At 60.2% G+C, this 14,287-nt stretch carries 14 protein-coding genes; 11 read left to right on the top strand and 3 right to left on the bottom strand.

Features of this window, described 5'->3' with window-relative positions:
* Positions 1–44: 44 nt before the first annotated feature.
* Genes SLH49_RS08695 through dtd form a run of 9 tightly spaced genes read left to right on the top strand, consistent with a single transcriptional unit; the run spans position 45 to position 7,319 of the window.
* Positions 45–245, top strand: a complete 201-nt coding sequence (locus SLH49_RS08695) for a hypothetical protein (protein ID WP_320268778.1) — start codon at positions 45–47, stop codon at positions 243–245.
* Positions 245–1,138: a 5-bromo-4-chloroindolyl phosphate hydrolysis family protein gene (locus tag SLH49_RS08690; protein ID WP_320268777.1), complete on the top strand. Its 894-nt coding sequence runs from the start codon at positions 245–247 to the stop codon at positions 1,136–1,138. Before SLH49_RS08695 ends, SLH49_RS08690 begins: the two co-directional genes overlap by 1 nt.
* Positions 1,138–2,343, top strand: coding sequence for a toxic anion resistance protein (locus SLH49_RS08685; RefSeq protein ID WP_320268776.1), 1,206 nt, complete (start codon positions 1,138–1,140; stop codon positions 2,341–2,343). Before SLH49_RS08690 ends, SLH49_RS08685 begins: the two co-directional genes overlap by 1 nt.
* Positions 2,344–2,350: 7 nt before the next feature.
* Positions 2,351–3,313 (top strand): DUF2927 domain-containing protein, encoded by a 963-nt coding sequence (locus SLH49_RS08680; protein WP_320268775.1) that lies wholly within the window; start codon positions 2,351–2,353, stop codon positions 3,311–3,313.
* A 25-nt stretch (positions 3,314–3,338) separates the two neighbouring features.
* Positions 3,339–4,442: an SPFH domain-containing protein gene (locus SLH49_RS08675; RefSeq protein WP_320268774.1), complete on the top strand. Its 1,104-nt coding sequence runs from the start codon at positions 3,339–3,341 to the stop codon at positions 4,440–4,442.
* The gene (locus SLH49_RS08670; protein ID WP_320268773.1) at positions 4,442–4,864 is read left to right on the top strand and encodes a hypothetical protein; all 423 of its coding nucleotides are present in this window, start codon (positions 4,442–4,444) and stop codon (positions 4,862–4,864) included. Before SLH49_RS08675 ends, SLH49_RS08670 begins: the two co-directional genes overlap by 1 nt.
* On the top strand, positions 4,864–5,967 hold the full coding sequence (locus tag SLH49_RS08665) for a TFIIB-type zinc finger domain-containing protein (protein ID WP_320268772.1): 1,104 nt from the start codon (positions 4,864–4,866) through the stop codon (positions 5,965–5,967). Before SLH49_RS08670 ends, SLH49_RS08665 begins: the two co-directional genes overlap by 1 nt.
* Positions 5,968–5,979: 12 nt before the next feature.
* Complete coding sequence (locus SLH49_RS08660; RefSeq protein ID WP_320268770.1) at positions 5,980–6,885, top strand: carbohydrate kinase; 906 nt, start codon at positions 5,980–5,982, stop codon at positions 6,883–6,885.
* The gene (dtd, locus tag SLH49_RS08655) at positions 6,882–7,319 is read left to right on the top strand and encodes a D-aminoacyl-tRNA deacylase (RefSeq protein WP_320268769.1); all 438 of its coding nucleotides are present in this window, start codon (positions 6,882–6,884) and stop codon (positions 7,317–7,319) included. Before SLH49_RS08660 ends, dtd begins: the two co-directional genes overlap by 4 nt.
* Before the next feature lie 89 nt (positions 7,320–7,408).
* On the opposite strand, the gene SLH49_RS08650 is transcribed toward dtd, so the two are convergent.
* Both SLH49_RS08650 and SLH49_RS08645 read right to left on the bottom strand, forming a co-directional pair.
* A complete protein-coding gene (locus SLH49_RS08650) occupies positions 7,409–7,888 on the bottom strand; it encodes a CAP domain-containing protein (RefSeq protein WP_320268768.1) in 480 nt (159 codons plus the stop codon).
* A gap of 123 nt (positions 7,889–8,011) precedes the next feature.
* Positions 8,012–9,568, bottom strand: a complete 1,557-nt coding sequence (locus tag SLH49_RS08645; protein ID WP_320268767.1) for a trimethylamine methyltransferase family protein — start codon at positions 9,566–9,568, stop codon at positions 8,012–8,014.
* Between the two features lie 172 nt (positions 9,569–9,740).
* On the opposite strand from SLH49_RS08645, the gene SLH49_RS08640 reads away from it, so the two are divergent.
* Positions 9,741–10,316 (top strand): DinB family protein, encoded by a 576-nt coding sequence (locus SLH49_RS08640; RefSeq protein WP_320268766.1) that lies wholly within the window; start codon positions 9,741–9,743, stop codon positions 10,314–10,316.
* Positions 10,317–10,319: 3 nt separating this feature from the next.
* On the opposite strand, the gene SLH49_RS08635 is transcribed toward SLH49_RS08640, so the two are convergent.
* Positions 10,320–11,012, bottom strand: a complete 693-nt coding sequence (locus SLH49_RS08635; protein ID WP_320268765.1) for an HAD family hydrolase — start codon at positions 11,010–11,012, stop codon at positions 10,320–10,322.
* Between the two features lie 56 nt (positions 11,013–11,068).
* On the opposite strand from SLH49_RS08635, the gene SLH49_RS08630 reads away from it, so the two are divergent.
* A complete protein-coding gene (locus SLH49_RS08630) occupies positions 11,069–14,254 on the top strand; it encodes a 4Fe-4S double cluster binding domain-containing protein (RefSeq protein ID WP_320268764.1) in 3,186 nt (1,061 codons plus the stop codon).
* Positions 14,255–14,287 lie beyond the last annotated feature (33 nt).

The raw sequence follows: 14,287 nt of genomic DNA, 5'->3' as shown, positions 1-14,287 counted from the left end.
GCTACCTATCTGAAAGTTAAGCAAAACTGCGGGAGTGACTAAAAATGGTGCGATTGATCCTGGTGCTGGCATTTGTTGCGGTCTTGGCGATTGCATTTGCCGCCGTGCTGGGGACACTTGCAGCCACGCGTCTGCCCGCTGGGGAGGATCATGACACGATGCCGGAGACATTTCGCAAGATCGCGTATTTTGCCCTGGTGCTGTTGCTGCTGGGCCTGTCGTTGGGCTGGCTGGGGGCCGCCTGATGGCCAAGCGCTTTGGCGGGAAATACAGCCCTGATGGGCAAAGCGCCGATGTGCGTGCCGAGGCGATTGATATCCGCCAGATCAAGGCGGCAGGCTCGCCCGCACGGCTTTTGTATCTGCCCGCGATCATTTTGGTGTTCACCTCGCTTGGGTCCGGCCCTGCGACGCTCGTATTGGCGCTGATCGGAGGTGGTGTGCTGACACTGGCCGCCTGGATGCTGCAGGAGGGGCTGAAGGCGGAGGCCGAATACCACGCCCGCAAGGTGGCGCGCCGTCCGGCTGTGCCGCGCAAGATGCTGGCCTCGGCCCTGACGGGAATTGGCGCGGCGATTGCGGCCTATACGGGCGATAGCGGGATGATTGGCGCGGGGTTGTATGGGATCGCGGCGCTGGGTCTGCATGTGGCGGCCTTTGGCATTGATCCGATGGCCGACAAGCGCATGGAAGGCGTCGATACGTTCCAGCAGGACCGCGTGGCGAGGGTGGTTGACGAGGCCGAGGCGCATCTGGATGTGATGAAAGCGCAGATCGAAGGCCTCTCGGACCGGCGCCTGACCGAACGGGTGCAGGATTTTCAGGTGATCGCCCGGCGCATGATCCGCACGGTCGAGGAAGACCCGCGTGATCTGACTGGCGCGCGCAAATTCCTGAGCGTCTATCTGATGGGTGCCCGCGATGCGACAGTGAAATTTGTCGATCTTTATGGCCGCAACAAAGACGCGGATGCCCGCACGAGCTACGAGGCGCTCCTCGATGATCTTGAGCAGAACTTTGCCGCGCGGACCGAGAAAATGTTGCTGGATGATCGCAGCGATATGGATATTGAAATCAACGTGCTGCGCGACAGGCTGCAGCGCGAAGGTGTGAGCCTGAAAACCAAAGGGAGTGAGTAATGTCAGAGACTATTCGCCAGAAGGCCGAAGCGACCCTTGCCGAAGTGGAAAAAGTGACCGCCGTTGTCCTGCCCGAACCCAAAGGGGAATTGGTGACACTTGAGGCGGCTGACGCGCCCACAGGCGCCGAGATTGAAAAACGCGTGGCCGAAATCGATATCTCGGATACCAATTCGATTGTCTCCTTTGGCTCGGCCGCGCAGGCCGAGTTGCAGGAGATTTCGCAAAGCATGCTGGCGGGCGTGCGCAACAAAGATGTGGGACCGGCAGGCGACAGTCTGCGCGGGATCGTGACGACCATTCGTGGGTTTTCGGTGTCTGAGCTTGATGTGCGGCGCGAGCGGAGTTGGTGGGAAAAGCTGCTCGGGCGGGCCGCACCTATGGCGAAGTTTGCGGCACGGTTTGAAGAGGTGCAGGGCCAGATCGACAAGATCACCGATGATCTTCTGAAGCATGAACATGTGCTTTTGAAGGATATCGAAAGCCTCGATGTGCTTTATGACAAGACGCTTGGGTTCTACGACGAACTGGGCCTTTACATCGCCGCTGGTGAGGCCAAGATCGCTGATCTGGATGCCAAGACGATCCCCGCCAAAGAGGCCGAAGTGCAGGCCGCCGCCGAGGATGAGGCGGTGATGAAAGCGCAAGAATTGCGCGACATCCGGGCGGCCCGTGACGATTTGGAACGCCGGGTGCACGACCTGAAACTGACGCGGCAGGTGACGATGCAATCCCTGCCGTCGATCCGGTTGGTGCAGGAAAATGACAAGTCGCTAGTGACCAAGATCAACTCGACCTTGGTGAACACGGTGCCGCTGTGGGAGACACAATTGGCGCAGGCGGTGACGATCCAGCGTTCAGCAGAGGCAGCAGAGGCGGTGCGCGATGCGAATGACCTGACGAATGAACTGCTGCAGGCCAATGCCGAGAATCTGCGTCAGGCGAACCGCACGATCCGCCAGGAGATGGAGCGGGGTGTGTTCGACATTGAGGCCGTGAAATCGGCGAATGAAAATCTGATCGCAACCATCAATGAAAGCCTTGAGATCGCCGATGAGGGCAAGCGCAAGCGGGCCGAGGCCGAGACCGAGTTGCAGAAGATGGAAGCCGAGTTGAAGGAAACGCTCGCCGCCGCAAAGGCGCGCGACTCCGGAACCGCGGCTATGATTGGTGCGACCGCAGCTGTTGTGGCGAGTACTGGGTAATATCTAAATGACGACTTGGCGGAGCATGCGGGGCGGTCTGGGCCTTGTTCTGGCGACGGGGTTGATGGGGTGTGAGTTGCTGATGCCGCCCGTCGCGCCGCCTGCTGACACGCAGGTGAACGAACCGCCCCTGCCACCCATGCCCTTGGTGGTGCCGCCCAGCCAGGCGAGCGGCGATCTGGCGCGCTATTACACGCGGCTGCAGAACGATCTTTTGACGCAAGGCTTGCTGCGTGGCGATGGTGGGGGTGCGGATACGCCATTTACCGATACGCTGCTCGCGCGGAATTTTGTGCGGATCGCGCTTTTTAACGAATATCGCGATGACAGCGACTTCACACGGCCTCAGGCCACGGTCTCGAAACTTCGGCGCTGGACGCAGCCGATCCGCATGTCAGTGGAGTTTGGCCAGACCGTGCCGCTTGATCAGCGTGCGCAGGACACAGCCAGCGTCAGTGCCTATGCGGCGAGGCTGTCGCGACTGTCGAATGTGCCGATCACGCTGACGGACGAAAACCCGAATTTCCGCGTGCTGTTCCTGGGCGAGGATGACCGACGCGCCTATGGCGACCGTTTGCGCGAGCTGATCCCAACGATCTCGGACGCGACGGTGCGGACTTTCGTCAACCTGCCCCGCGACCAGCTTTGCGTAGTGATTGGGACCTTTGCGCCGGGTCGTTCAAGCTATACCAAGGCCATCGCGATGATCCGGGCCGAACATCCGAACCTGATGCGCACCGCTTGTATTCATGAGGAGCTGGCGCAAGGCATGGGTCTGGCCAATGACAGCCCAGATGCGCGTCCGTCGATCTTTAACGATGACGAGGAATTTGCGCTGCTAACGCGGCATGATGAGCTTTTGTTACAAATGCTCTATGATCCACGGCTGGAGACGGGCATGGACCCCGCGACAGCGGCCCCCATCGCAAGAGCGATTGCGCGGGATTATCTGGAGCCGGGAGCAAGTTAATGACAGATAGAATGGAGGCCATCTGATGGGCATATTCGATTTTCTGACGGGCGAGTTTATCGACGTCATCCATTGGACCGATGATACCCGCGACACGATGGTCTGGCGGTTTGAGCGTGAAGGCCATGAGATCAAATATGGTGCCAAGCTGACCGTGCGTGAGGGGCAGGCGGCGGTCTTTGTGCATGAAGGGCAGCTGGCGGATGTGTTCAGCGCCGGGCTCTATATGCTTGAGACGAACAATATGCCCATCATGACAACACTGCAGCATTGGGATCACGGGTTTCAGAGCCCGTTCAAATCCGAAATCTATTTTGTCAACACGACCCGGTTTGCGGGCCTGAAATGGGGCACGAAGAACCCGATCATGCTGCGCGATCCGGAATTTGGGCCGACGCGGCTGCGTGCTTTTGGCACCTATACGGTCAAGGTCGCCGACCCGGCGGTGTTCCTGCGCGAGATTGTGGGGACGGATGGAGAGTTTACCCGCGATGAGATCAGCTTTCAGATCCGCAATATCATTGTTCAGGAGTTTTCGCGGGCGATTGCGAAATCGGGCATTCCGGTCCTCGATATGGCCGCAGCCACGGCGGAAGTAGGCAAGCTGATTGCGGATGCGATTGACCCCACGCTGAAGCAATACGGGCTAAGCCTACCGGAGCTTTACATCGAAAACATCAGCCTGCCGCCTGCGGTGGAAAAGGCGCTTGATGAACGCACCTCACGCGGCGTGGCCGGCAATCTGGATGATCATATGAAGTGGAAAGCGGCTGAGGCCATGACCATGGAAGGGTCAAGCGCCGGTCAAGCCATGGGGATGGGCATGGGTGCCGGGCTGGGCATGCAGATGGCGCAGAACCCATGGGGTGCTTCGACACCTGCGCCAGCGCCCGCTGCGGCAGCGCCCCCTCCCCCACCACCAGTTGAGCATGTCTGGCATATCGCTGAGGCCGGCAACGTGACCGGCCCGTTCTCCAAGGCCGCTTTGGGCCGGATGGTGACCGAAGGCAAGCTGAGCCGCGACAGCATGGTCTGGACTCAAGGCCAGGATGGCTGGATGAAAGCGGAAGACGTGACCGAGCTTGCGCAGCTTTTCACCGTGATGCCCCCGCCTCCACCGCCTGTCTGATGACCCGCCGCCGCTTGACGATCCTGTTGCATTGGTCGACCTTGCTTTTGGTCCTGATGATGGTCAAAGGCGGGACATCGGATGTGATCGTCCGCTGGCTCTTTGTCATCGGGGGCGCGGTATGGGTCGGCATGGCCTTGGCGCGCGGCATGATGTGCAAGCCGGGGCCAAAGCTGCAAGGGCCTTTGCGGGCCGCTTACCCGTGGATGCATCGAGGGATGTATGCGCTTTTGGCGGTGGCCGTGGTGCTGAATGCAAGCGCTTTGCTGGGGCTTGCACCGCATGACACGGGCTGGGTGGCATTGCTGCTTTTATTAGCGGCGGCCACGTTTCATGGTCTGTTTCATTTCTGGCGCCACAACGCGCTTTTTGACGGCGCCTTGCGTGTGATGACCCCTCGTTTTGTCCATAAGTATCTGTGATGGAAGAGAAAACATCAGTCGCGGCTGAACATCGCTTTCCTTGTGAGGCCTGCGGGGCCGATCTGCGCTATGACCCCGGCGACGATCAACTGGTCTGCGATCATTGCGGGAATATCCAGCCCGTCAGTGGCGACGGGCCTTGGTCAGGTGCGATCCGGGAGCTTGATTTCCGCAAGGGCGTGAATGCGCAGCTTTCGGCGGAAGACATTGAGGAAACGCGCGTCGTCACCTGCCCCAATTGCGGCGCGCAGACCGAGTTTGATATCGACCTGCACGCCGCCGAATGCCCGTTTTGTGCGACACCGGTGGTGACCGATACCGGCACCCATCGGCATATCAAACCGCGTGGTCTTCTGCCTTTTGCTTGGGAGGAAGCGCAGGCGCGCGATGCGGTGACGGACTGGCTGGGTGGTCTGTGGTTTGCACCCAACGGACTTGCCGAATATGCCCGCAAGGGCCGCAAGATGAACGGTATTTATGTGCCCTATTGGACCTTCGATGCCGACACCAAGACGCGCTATACCGGGCAGCGCGGCACGCATTATTACGAGACGCGCACGGTCACCCGCGATGGCAAGCGCAAGCAGGTGCGCGTGCGCAAGACCCGCTGGCGCAATGTCTCAGGCCGGGTGGCGCGGTTTTTTGATGATGTGCTGGTGCTGGCATCAAAGTCGCTGCCAAAGAAATACACAGACGGTTTGGAGCCGTGGGATTTGTCAGCGTTGGAGCCTTATAAGCCCGAATACCTCGCCGGGTTTCGGGCAGAAGGGTATCAGGTGGAACTCGTCGATGGGTTTGATGAGGCGCGGGCCTATATGGACCGGATGATCCGGCGCGACATCAAATATGACATTGGCGGCGATGATCAGCGGATCGGGTCGGTGAATACGGATGTGGCGGATGTGACCTTCAAGCATATTCTGCTGCCGGTCTGGCTCGCCGCTTATAAATATCGAGGCAAATCTTACCGCTTCGTCGTGAATGGCCGCACGGGCCGGGTTCAGGGGGAAAGGCCCTATTCGGCGTGGAAGATCGCCTTTGCCATCGTCATCGGGATCATCATTGCATTGGCCGTGGGATTTGTTATCGCGGAAAACCAATAAGGGAGGTTTGCGATGATACTGTGTGCGGGTGAGGCCCTGATGGACATGCTGCCGCGAAAGACCGTAGAGGGTGGCGATGCTTTTGCCCCCCATGCGGGCGGATCGGTGTTTAACACGGCGATTGCCTTGGGGCGGCTAGGCGCGCCTGTGCAGTTTTTCTCCGGTCTGTCATCGGATTTGTTCGGCGATATCTTGCGGGCGGAATTGGCGGCCTCGGGCGTCGATGACGGGCCTGCGGCGATCAGCAACCGCCCCACGACGCTGGCCTTTGTGACGCTGACAGACGGCCATGCGTCTTACGCGTTTTACGATGAGAATACTGCGGGGCGGATGATTGCGCCGGTGGATCTGCCGGATGTGGCGGCGGAGGCGCTGTTTTTTGGGGGTATATCGCTCGTGGTGGAGCCCTGCGGCGCTGCCTATGAGGCTTTGATGCTGCGCGAGGCCGCGTCGCGCGTGACGATGATTGATCCCAATATTCGACCGGGCTTCATTACGGATGAAGCTTCCTACCGCGATCGGCTGACCGGCATGCTGGGTGCGGCGGATATCATCAAGACCTCGGATGAGGATCTGGAATGGATCACGGGGGCTGCGGATGCCAGTGCGTTTTTGCGGGATGTTGGCGCGCAGGTGGTCCTGCTGACACGCGGCAGCGCGGGTGTGACGATTGTGACCGCACAAGGTGCCGTTGATGTGGCCGCCGCGAAGGCCGAGGTCGTGGATACGGTTGGCGCAGGCGATACGTTCAGCGCGGGGTTCCTGGCCTCATTGCATGACCAAGGCGTGCTGACCAAGGCAGGCATCAGCACAGTGACTAAGGCGCAACTGGTTGAGGCGGCGACATTCGGGGCGAAGGTTGCGGCGATCACAGTAAGCCGCGCGGGGGCGAACCCGCCCTGGGCCGCCGAGTTATGAGGGCGCTGATCCAGCGGGTGACCGAGGCGTCGGTGCGCGTGGACGGCGAAGTGATCGGCGAGATTGGGCAGGGGATGCTGATCCTAGTCTGCGCAATGGAGGGCGATGATCGCGCAAAGCCCAAAGCGCTGGCGGCCAAGATCAGCAAATTGCGGATTTTCCCGGACGATGCGGGCAAGATGAATCGGTCACTGTTGGATACGGGCGGTGCGGCACTGATTGTCAGCCAGTTCACGCTGGCCGCCGATACGTCACGTGGCAACCGGCCCGGCTTTTCGCAGGCGGCAAAGCCCGATGAAGGGCGCGCGCTTTACGAAGCCTTTGTGGCCGAGGTGGACATACTGGGGATCGCTACCGCCACCGGAGCGTTTGGGGCCGATATGGCCGTCAGCCTTGTCAATAACGGGCCGGTGACGATCTGGATGGATGTATGAGGGGGGCAGACTTTTCGTCACGAAAAGTCTGTTAACAAATCCTCCCGGAGGATTTGAGGCCAGTTTTTGTGTCAAAAACTGGCTGCCAGCTAGCACTGCTTGCCGACAACCAGCACCCAATAGAGGCCCTCAGGCTCTTGGGCGATACCGATGCCGAATTCCTCGATCCGGGGATGCATCATGTTGCGGCGGTGACCCGGTGAGTTCATCCAACCGGCAATGATCCGTTCAGGCTGCGGATAGCCCCAGGCGAGGTTTTCGGCAACGATGCAATCATCATAGCCAGCCGCGCGGACGCGACGCTGGGAGTTTGAGCCGTCTGTGCCGCGGTGATTGAAGAAATCATTCACTTGCATGTCGCAGGCATGAACCATCGCCGCCTGTCCCAGACGCCGGTTGAAACGCAGCGGCGCCTCGCCTTGCGCGCGCCGGTTGGCATTCACCCCCGCAGCGATTTCCGTGGCCAGCGCGTTGACATTTGCAGGTGCGACGCAATTGGCCGACGCGGCGGCCTGTGTCGAGGCAAATGTCAAGAAAAGCCCGGCGACGAGGCCAAAGAAGCGCTGCATTGTGATGTCCTTTTGTCCCGTGGTTTCTACGGTAGATTTGACACCGGATCGCGGCAAGGCTGTGGCGCATGAAGGGCCTTGCAGCAGCAATTCACTGCTGAAATGGGGGCCTTGGAGCCGTCTTCAGAAGTCTGTCGGCGCGCCACCTTCCTCTTTTCGTCTGGCGACAAAGGCAGCGAGTTCCTCGCGCACGCCGGGATCCATCGGCGGCTCTTCGAACGTGGCGAGGATTTCCTTGTAAGTGCGATGCGCGCGCTCTGCGGTCCAGATACTGCCTGCGGCCTCCCACGCCTCAAAATTGCGCCAATCGGACATAAAGGGCTGATAGAACGCGTTTTCATAGCGTTCCTGCGTGTGCGGGATGCCGAAATAATGCCCGTTGGGGCCAACCTCTTTGATCGCGTCAACGGCGATGTCTTCGGGGCCAACGGCGGTGATCGCAGGCTCAAAATAGCGCTGGATCATCTGGATAACCTCGCAATCCATCACGAATTTCTCGGGGCAGGCAATCAGCCCGCCTTCGAGCCAGCCCGCCGCGTGATAAACGATATTCGTGCCTGATTGCACGGCGGCCCAAAGTGCATTTGACGTCTCCCACATCGCCTGTCCGTCAGGGATATTGGCCGCGCAAGAGCCAGAGGCGCGCATTGGCACACCGTAGAACCGCGCCATCTGGCCGGTCATCTGGGTCGCGCGCATATATTCGGGCGTACCAAAGGCAGGCGCACCGGATTTCATGTCAACGTTGCTGGTAAAGGTGCCGATCAAGCAGGGAATGCCGGGGCGGACATATTGGAAAAGGGCGATGGCGCTGATCGCCTCGGCAATCGACAGTGTAACGGCACCCGCCATGGTCACCGGTGCCATCGCACCGGCCAGCGTGAAGGGCGTGACGATGATCGCCTGCCCGCGCCGCGCACAACGCAGGCAGCCATCGATCATCAGATCGTCATGTTTGAGCGGCGAGGTCGAATTGATGTTAGTGTACATATGCGGTTTGGCCGCGAATTCCGCTTCGCTGAGCTGGCTTGATATCTTGACCATCTCCATCACATCCTCGACCCGTTCCTTGCCGAGTGAATAGGCGTGCACGACTTTGTCGGTCAGCGTCATCTTGTCATACATGATGTCGAGATGGCGGACCGAGGCATGCAGATCGACCGCCTCGACCGGGTACCCACCGGCGAAATGGATACAGTTGAAATGTTGCGTCAGGCGCAAAAGGTTCGCGCATTGGGCGCGGGTGCCAGAGACCTTCTTGCCGATCTCCAGATCGAAATAGTTGGGTGGTGACGAGACATTGCCAAAGAGGATATGCTTGCCGCCCAGGGTGATCTTACGCTCAGGGTTACGCGGCGTGATGTCAAAGATCGCAGGCGCGTGGCCCAACATCTCCATCACCCAGTCGCGGCCCATGCGCACATTGGTGCCGTTGACGATGCATCCGGCCTCTTTGAAAAGTGCCAGTGCCTCATCATGCAGAAATTCGATGCCGATCTCTTCGAGGATACGCATCGCGCCGTCATGGATGGCCTGCACGCCGCTTTCATCCAGCGGCTCGGTCGGCTTGTCGGTGTTCAGCGGGATGCGCCATGGCATCTGGTCGATTCCGGCAGATGCGCGCCGGTTTGCATTGCCCGCCCGGCCACCGCCGCGTCTGCGTGTTTTCGTCTCTGCCATGACATCTTTCCCATCTCGCTTGGCGGCATGATGACAGCGGCGTCCGCGATGGGCCGCGCTGAAACCGACAAGTCATGTCGGAAACGCAGGAAGGAATGCCGGGTGCTGCCAGTGAACTCATCCGATCTCAGACAAAGTAGACGGTGCGGCATTCTTTAGATACGCACATTCCATGACCATGCTATTCCGCGCACAGGCCTATAACAACGCTTGGGCAAATCACCGGCTGGGCAAAGCCTGTCTTCAGCTGTCGGGCGACGACCTTGCAAAGACGCGAGAAAGCTTCTTTGGCTCGATCATCGCGACGCTCAATCACATCCTGATTGTCGATTGGTTCTACGTCTCGGCGCTGGAAGGGCAATGCATGGGCCCGTCGGCTTTTGATGATGAGATTCCTTGTCCAGAGATTGAGGCGCTTGTTGATCAGCAAAAGCAGATTGATGCGCGTCTGATCCGCGCCTGCGCCGCACCTGATGAGGCTCTGGGGCCAAGGATCGTGACCATGGAACGCGGCCATACGATCCAGAAAGAACGTTTCGACCGGACATTTCTGCATCTGATCCAGCATCAGATCCATCATCGCGGACAGGTGCATGGCCTGCTCTCCGACGCGGGCTTGGCACCGCCGCAGCTTGATGAGTTTTATCTTGCCTGGGAGCCTGATCGGACGCGGCGGGCGGGCGAACTGGAGGAACTCGGCATCACTGAAGAGGCGATCTGGGGTGATGCGGCGGGTGCCCCCGGCTAGTGCTCAGGATCGGGCGTCGAGCCAGGCGGGAATGTGGCCGATATCGGGGAGGACGACGTCGGCGAGCGGGGCAAGCTCGGCACTTGGCGCGGGGCCGGTAAGCACGCCGATGGTTGTCATGCCCGCCGCGCGGCCTGCCTGCAGATCATGGGTGCTGTCACCGATCATAGCGCAATGATGCGGGGCAAGGCCGGTCTCGCGGCAGAAAGCGTCAAGCTGGCCGGTGCCGGGTTTGGCGCCATGGCCGCTGTCATAGCCCGCGATAAAGTGGAAGTGATCGTGCACGCCTGCGCTGGTGAGGTTCGCAAGCGCGGGCGCTTCGGCATCATTGGTTGCGATGCCAAGCGCCAGCCCCCGCGCGCGCAAATCGTCGAAAAAGGGGATCAGGGGCACGGCCTGCACTTGCTCCACCGCGCTTGCAGCCGCGTTCATGCGGGGGATCAGGGTGTCGTGCGTCTCATCGGTTAACACCGTGAGCATGGCGCTCGCCGTCTCTTCCACGGTGGCTGCAATCACCACGCTGGCCGGCCGGAAGCGTTGGTTTTCCATGTCATACCCCATCGCGTTGGCCAAGGCTGTGGTCTTGGCCGGGTTTCCGGCAGTCTCGCCCGCGATCATCCGGCCCGCCCAGGCACCCCAGGTGGCGTTGAAGTCAAAAAGCGTGCCATCCTTGTCGAAAATCAGGCCCTTGATCACTTTGCTGTTCCTTTGCGGTCATTGACATGGGCGCGCGCGGGGCGGAGGTTGCCGCCATGTTGAAGCTGCGGTCCTACAAATCCCGTCCTGTCCATCTTGGCCCGTTTCCACTGGAAAAACTGGCGCGTCAATCCACGATTGATGTCAGCGCGTTACCGCCCTTCACACCGGTCTCGTTCCGCAGGCCAGAGGACCCTGCAAGCATCGTGAATGCGATGCAGGACTATCAGGCGATGCTGGATGCGACCCGCGACGGGATGATCAAGCGCGAGATCGCGGAGATCCCGGATAACCTAGATGAGCGTGCCCGGCATCTCAAGGCGTTCGGCTATTACTGCGATGCACGCATGGTGGGGATTTGTGAGGTGCCTGAGGCGGTCTGGCTGGATGAACCGGTGGTGAATCCGGATGTGGCGCGGCTGGCCGAAAAGCTGCGGGTGATGCAGCCAAGCTCGCTGGCGGCAGGGATTGATGTGATCATGGCGGGTCTGCGCGAAAGCATGGCGCTGCCGCCGGAGGATTGCCGGCACCATAGCCATGCATTGGTCTTTCTCTATGACCATCCGCGCGCGCCGCGCTCAGGTGAGCCTGGGAGCGATTGGATCAGGGACGCGCTGCCACAGCGGGCCTGTTTGCGGGGTGCGGAGACGGCGGTGACGATTGCCAGCTACATCCGTACCTTGGGCTATGGGGCGCGGGCGCATTCGATGGCGGCGACAGATGTTGACTTGGGCGCTCTTGCGGCCCTTGCGGGCCTTGTCGCCTTGGAAGATGGCGCATTGGTGAACCCGTTTACGGGGGACCGTTATGGGCTGGCGGCGGTGACGACGACGCTGCCGATGGCTACGGATTTGCCTTTGGTCCCGGGGCAGAACGTGCCTGCGAGCTATCGCACCGGTCTGGGTGCCCACGATACGTCAGCGCGAAGGCGAGATGCCTTTGCGCGGCGGGACTTTGCGGATGGGCCGCACCCGTTTGAGACGTTGAAGCGGGTTGATGAGCCCACGACCTATATTGACCGGCCCAATGTGGCGCGCGTGCCGAAACGGGCGAATATGTTTGTGCGCGGGCTCTTTGGCGATATGGGCAAACATGTGCAGGAGGCCACGAAGAACGGCAATTATGTACGCAAATCGGCGGCGGCCTTTGCGTTTCGCCCATCGCTGGGGGCGTTTGTTTTGCTGCAGGATGGGGCGGCGGTCGGCGCGCCTTGCAGCGCTTCTCCCGCTGAGAATGCCGCCAATATCAAGGCGGCCTTGTATTTTCTGGGGGTGGATGCAGTTGGATTGTCGGCCTGTCCCGACTGGGCCTATTACAGCCATGACGTGAAGGGCGACCCGATCACGCCGTACCATGATCACGCGATTTCGATGATCATCGATCAGGGACATGAGACGATGGAGGGCGCCTCTGGCGATGACTGGATCGCTTGCGCGCAATCGATGCGGGCTTATTTGCGTTTTTCCTTGCTGGGAGGTGTTCTGGCGCAGCATCTGCGTAACCTCGGGTTTGAGGCGAAGGTGCATTCGGTCATGGATGAAGAGGTGCTGCATCCGCCGCTTTTGCTTTTGTCCGGTTTGGGTGAGGTTTCCCGGATTGGTGAGGTGATCCTGAACCCGTTTCTGGGGCCGCGCCTGAAATCGGGTGTGGTGACGACGAACATGCCCATGGTGCATGACAAGCCGATTGATTTCGGGCTGCAGCGGTTTTGTGAAGCGTGCAACAAATGCGCGCGCGAATGCCCCTCGGGTGCGATTACCGCCGGGCCGAAGCTGATGTTCAACGGCTATGAGATCTGGAAATCGGACAGCCAGAAATGCACCACCTATCGCGTGAGCCAGAAGAACGGGGCGATGTGCGGGCGATGTATGAAGACCTGCCCGTGGAACCTGGAGGGGCTGTTTGCCGAGGCACCGTTTCGCAAGCTGGCGATGAACGTTCCGCAGGCGGCGAAGGCGCTGGCGAAGCTCGACGATACGCTTGGCAAGGGTGCGATCAATCCGGTCAAGAAATGGTGGTGGGATCTGGAGATGGAGGATGACGGTGCCTATCGCCGGTCGCGCCATCCGGTAAACAATCGTGGGTTGCAGAAGGACCTTGATCTGCGCTTCGCAGATCAGACGCTTGCGGTCTACCCCGCCCCGCTTGCGCCGCCACCCCATCCCTGGCCCGCACCGATGGATCGCGAGGCGGGGATTGCGGCTTATGAAGCGATGATCGCGGCGGCCGAGCATAAGGCCCGCCGCGCGGCTGGCACACCGCCAGAACATGTTTACGCGCCCGTCACGGGCGATGCACCGGTGATGCAGGTGGTGATCCGCAAGGTCACAAAGATGACTGACGCGGTGACCAAATATGAATTTTCGCTGCCCGATGGCGGCGATCTACCTCCCGCTACGGCAGGCGCGCACATCGATGTGGTCGTGGCACCGGAGTTCTTTCGACAGTACTCGCTCTGCGGTGATCCAGCGGATCGGTCCGCTTATCAGATTGCTGTCCTGCGCGAGGATGAGGGCCGCGGCGGGTCAAAGCTGATGCACAGGATTTTCACCGAAGGGCGGCAGGTCTTTATCTCGCCTCCGATCAACCATTTTCCGCTGGTTGAGGATGCGAAACGGACGCTTCTGTTTGGGGGTGGCATCGGGATCACGCCGATGATCGCTATGGCGCACAGGCTGCACCGTCTCGGCGCGGATTTTGCGGTGCATTACAGCTTTCGGCGGCGGGCAGATGCCGGTTTTCTGGATGAACTGGCAGCTGTTCCATGGGTTGACAAGGTCCACCTGCATGTCAGCGAAGAAGGTTCGCGTGCTGATCTGGCGCGGCTCACGCGATTCTCGCAAGGGGCCCATATCTATACCTGCGGGCCGGACGCCTATATGGCGGCGGTAATGGCGGCCGCCAAGGCCAACGGTTTTCCGGAAGAAGCCCGGCATCTTGAGTATTTTGCGGTGCCAGAGCAGCCTGAATATGAGAACCATCCCTTTACGCTCGCGCTCCGCGATGGGCGCGAAATCTCCGTGGCGGCGACGCAATCGGCATCCGACGCGCTAATTGCTGCGGGGGTGCATGTGGATGTGAAATGTGCGGACGGCCTATGCGGGGTGTGCAAATGTGGGGTGTTTAAGGGCGAGGTTGAGCATCGCGATTTCGTGCTGTCAAAGGCGCAACAGAAGGACGCAATGATCCTTTGCCAAAGCCGCGCAGCGGCACCAAATGGCGTGATTTCTTTGGATTTGTGACAATGGAGATTGTCACATCACAGGCCTCGCGCG

The organism is Cognatiyoonia sp. IB215446 (assembly GCF_033963825.1).
GTDB lineage: Bacteria > Pseudomonadota > Alphaproteobacteria > Rhodobacterales > Rhodobacteraceae > Yoonia.
Note: the sequence above shows the minus strand (reverse complement) of the source record. Positions and strands in the feature narration are given on the sequence as shown.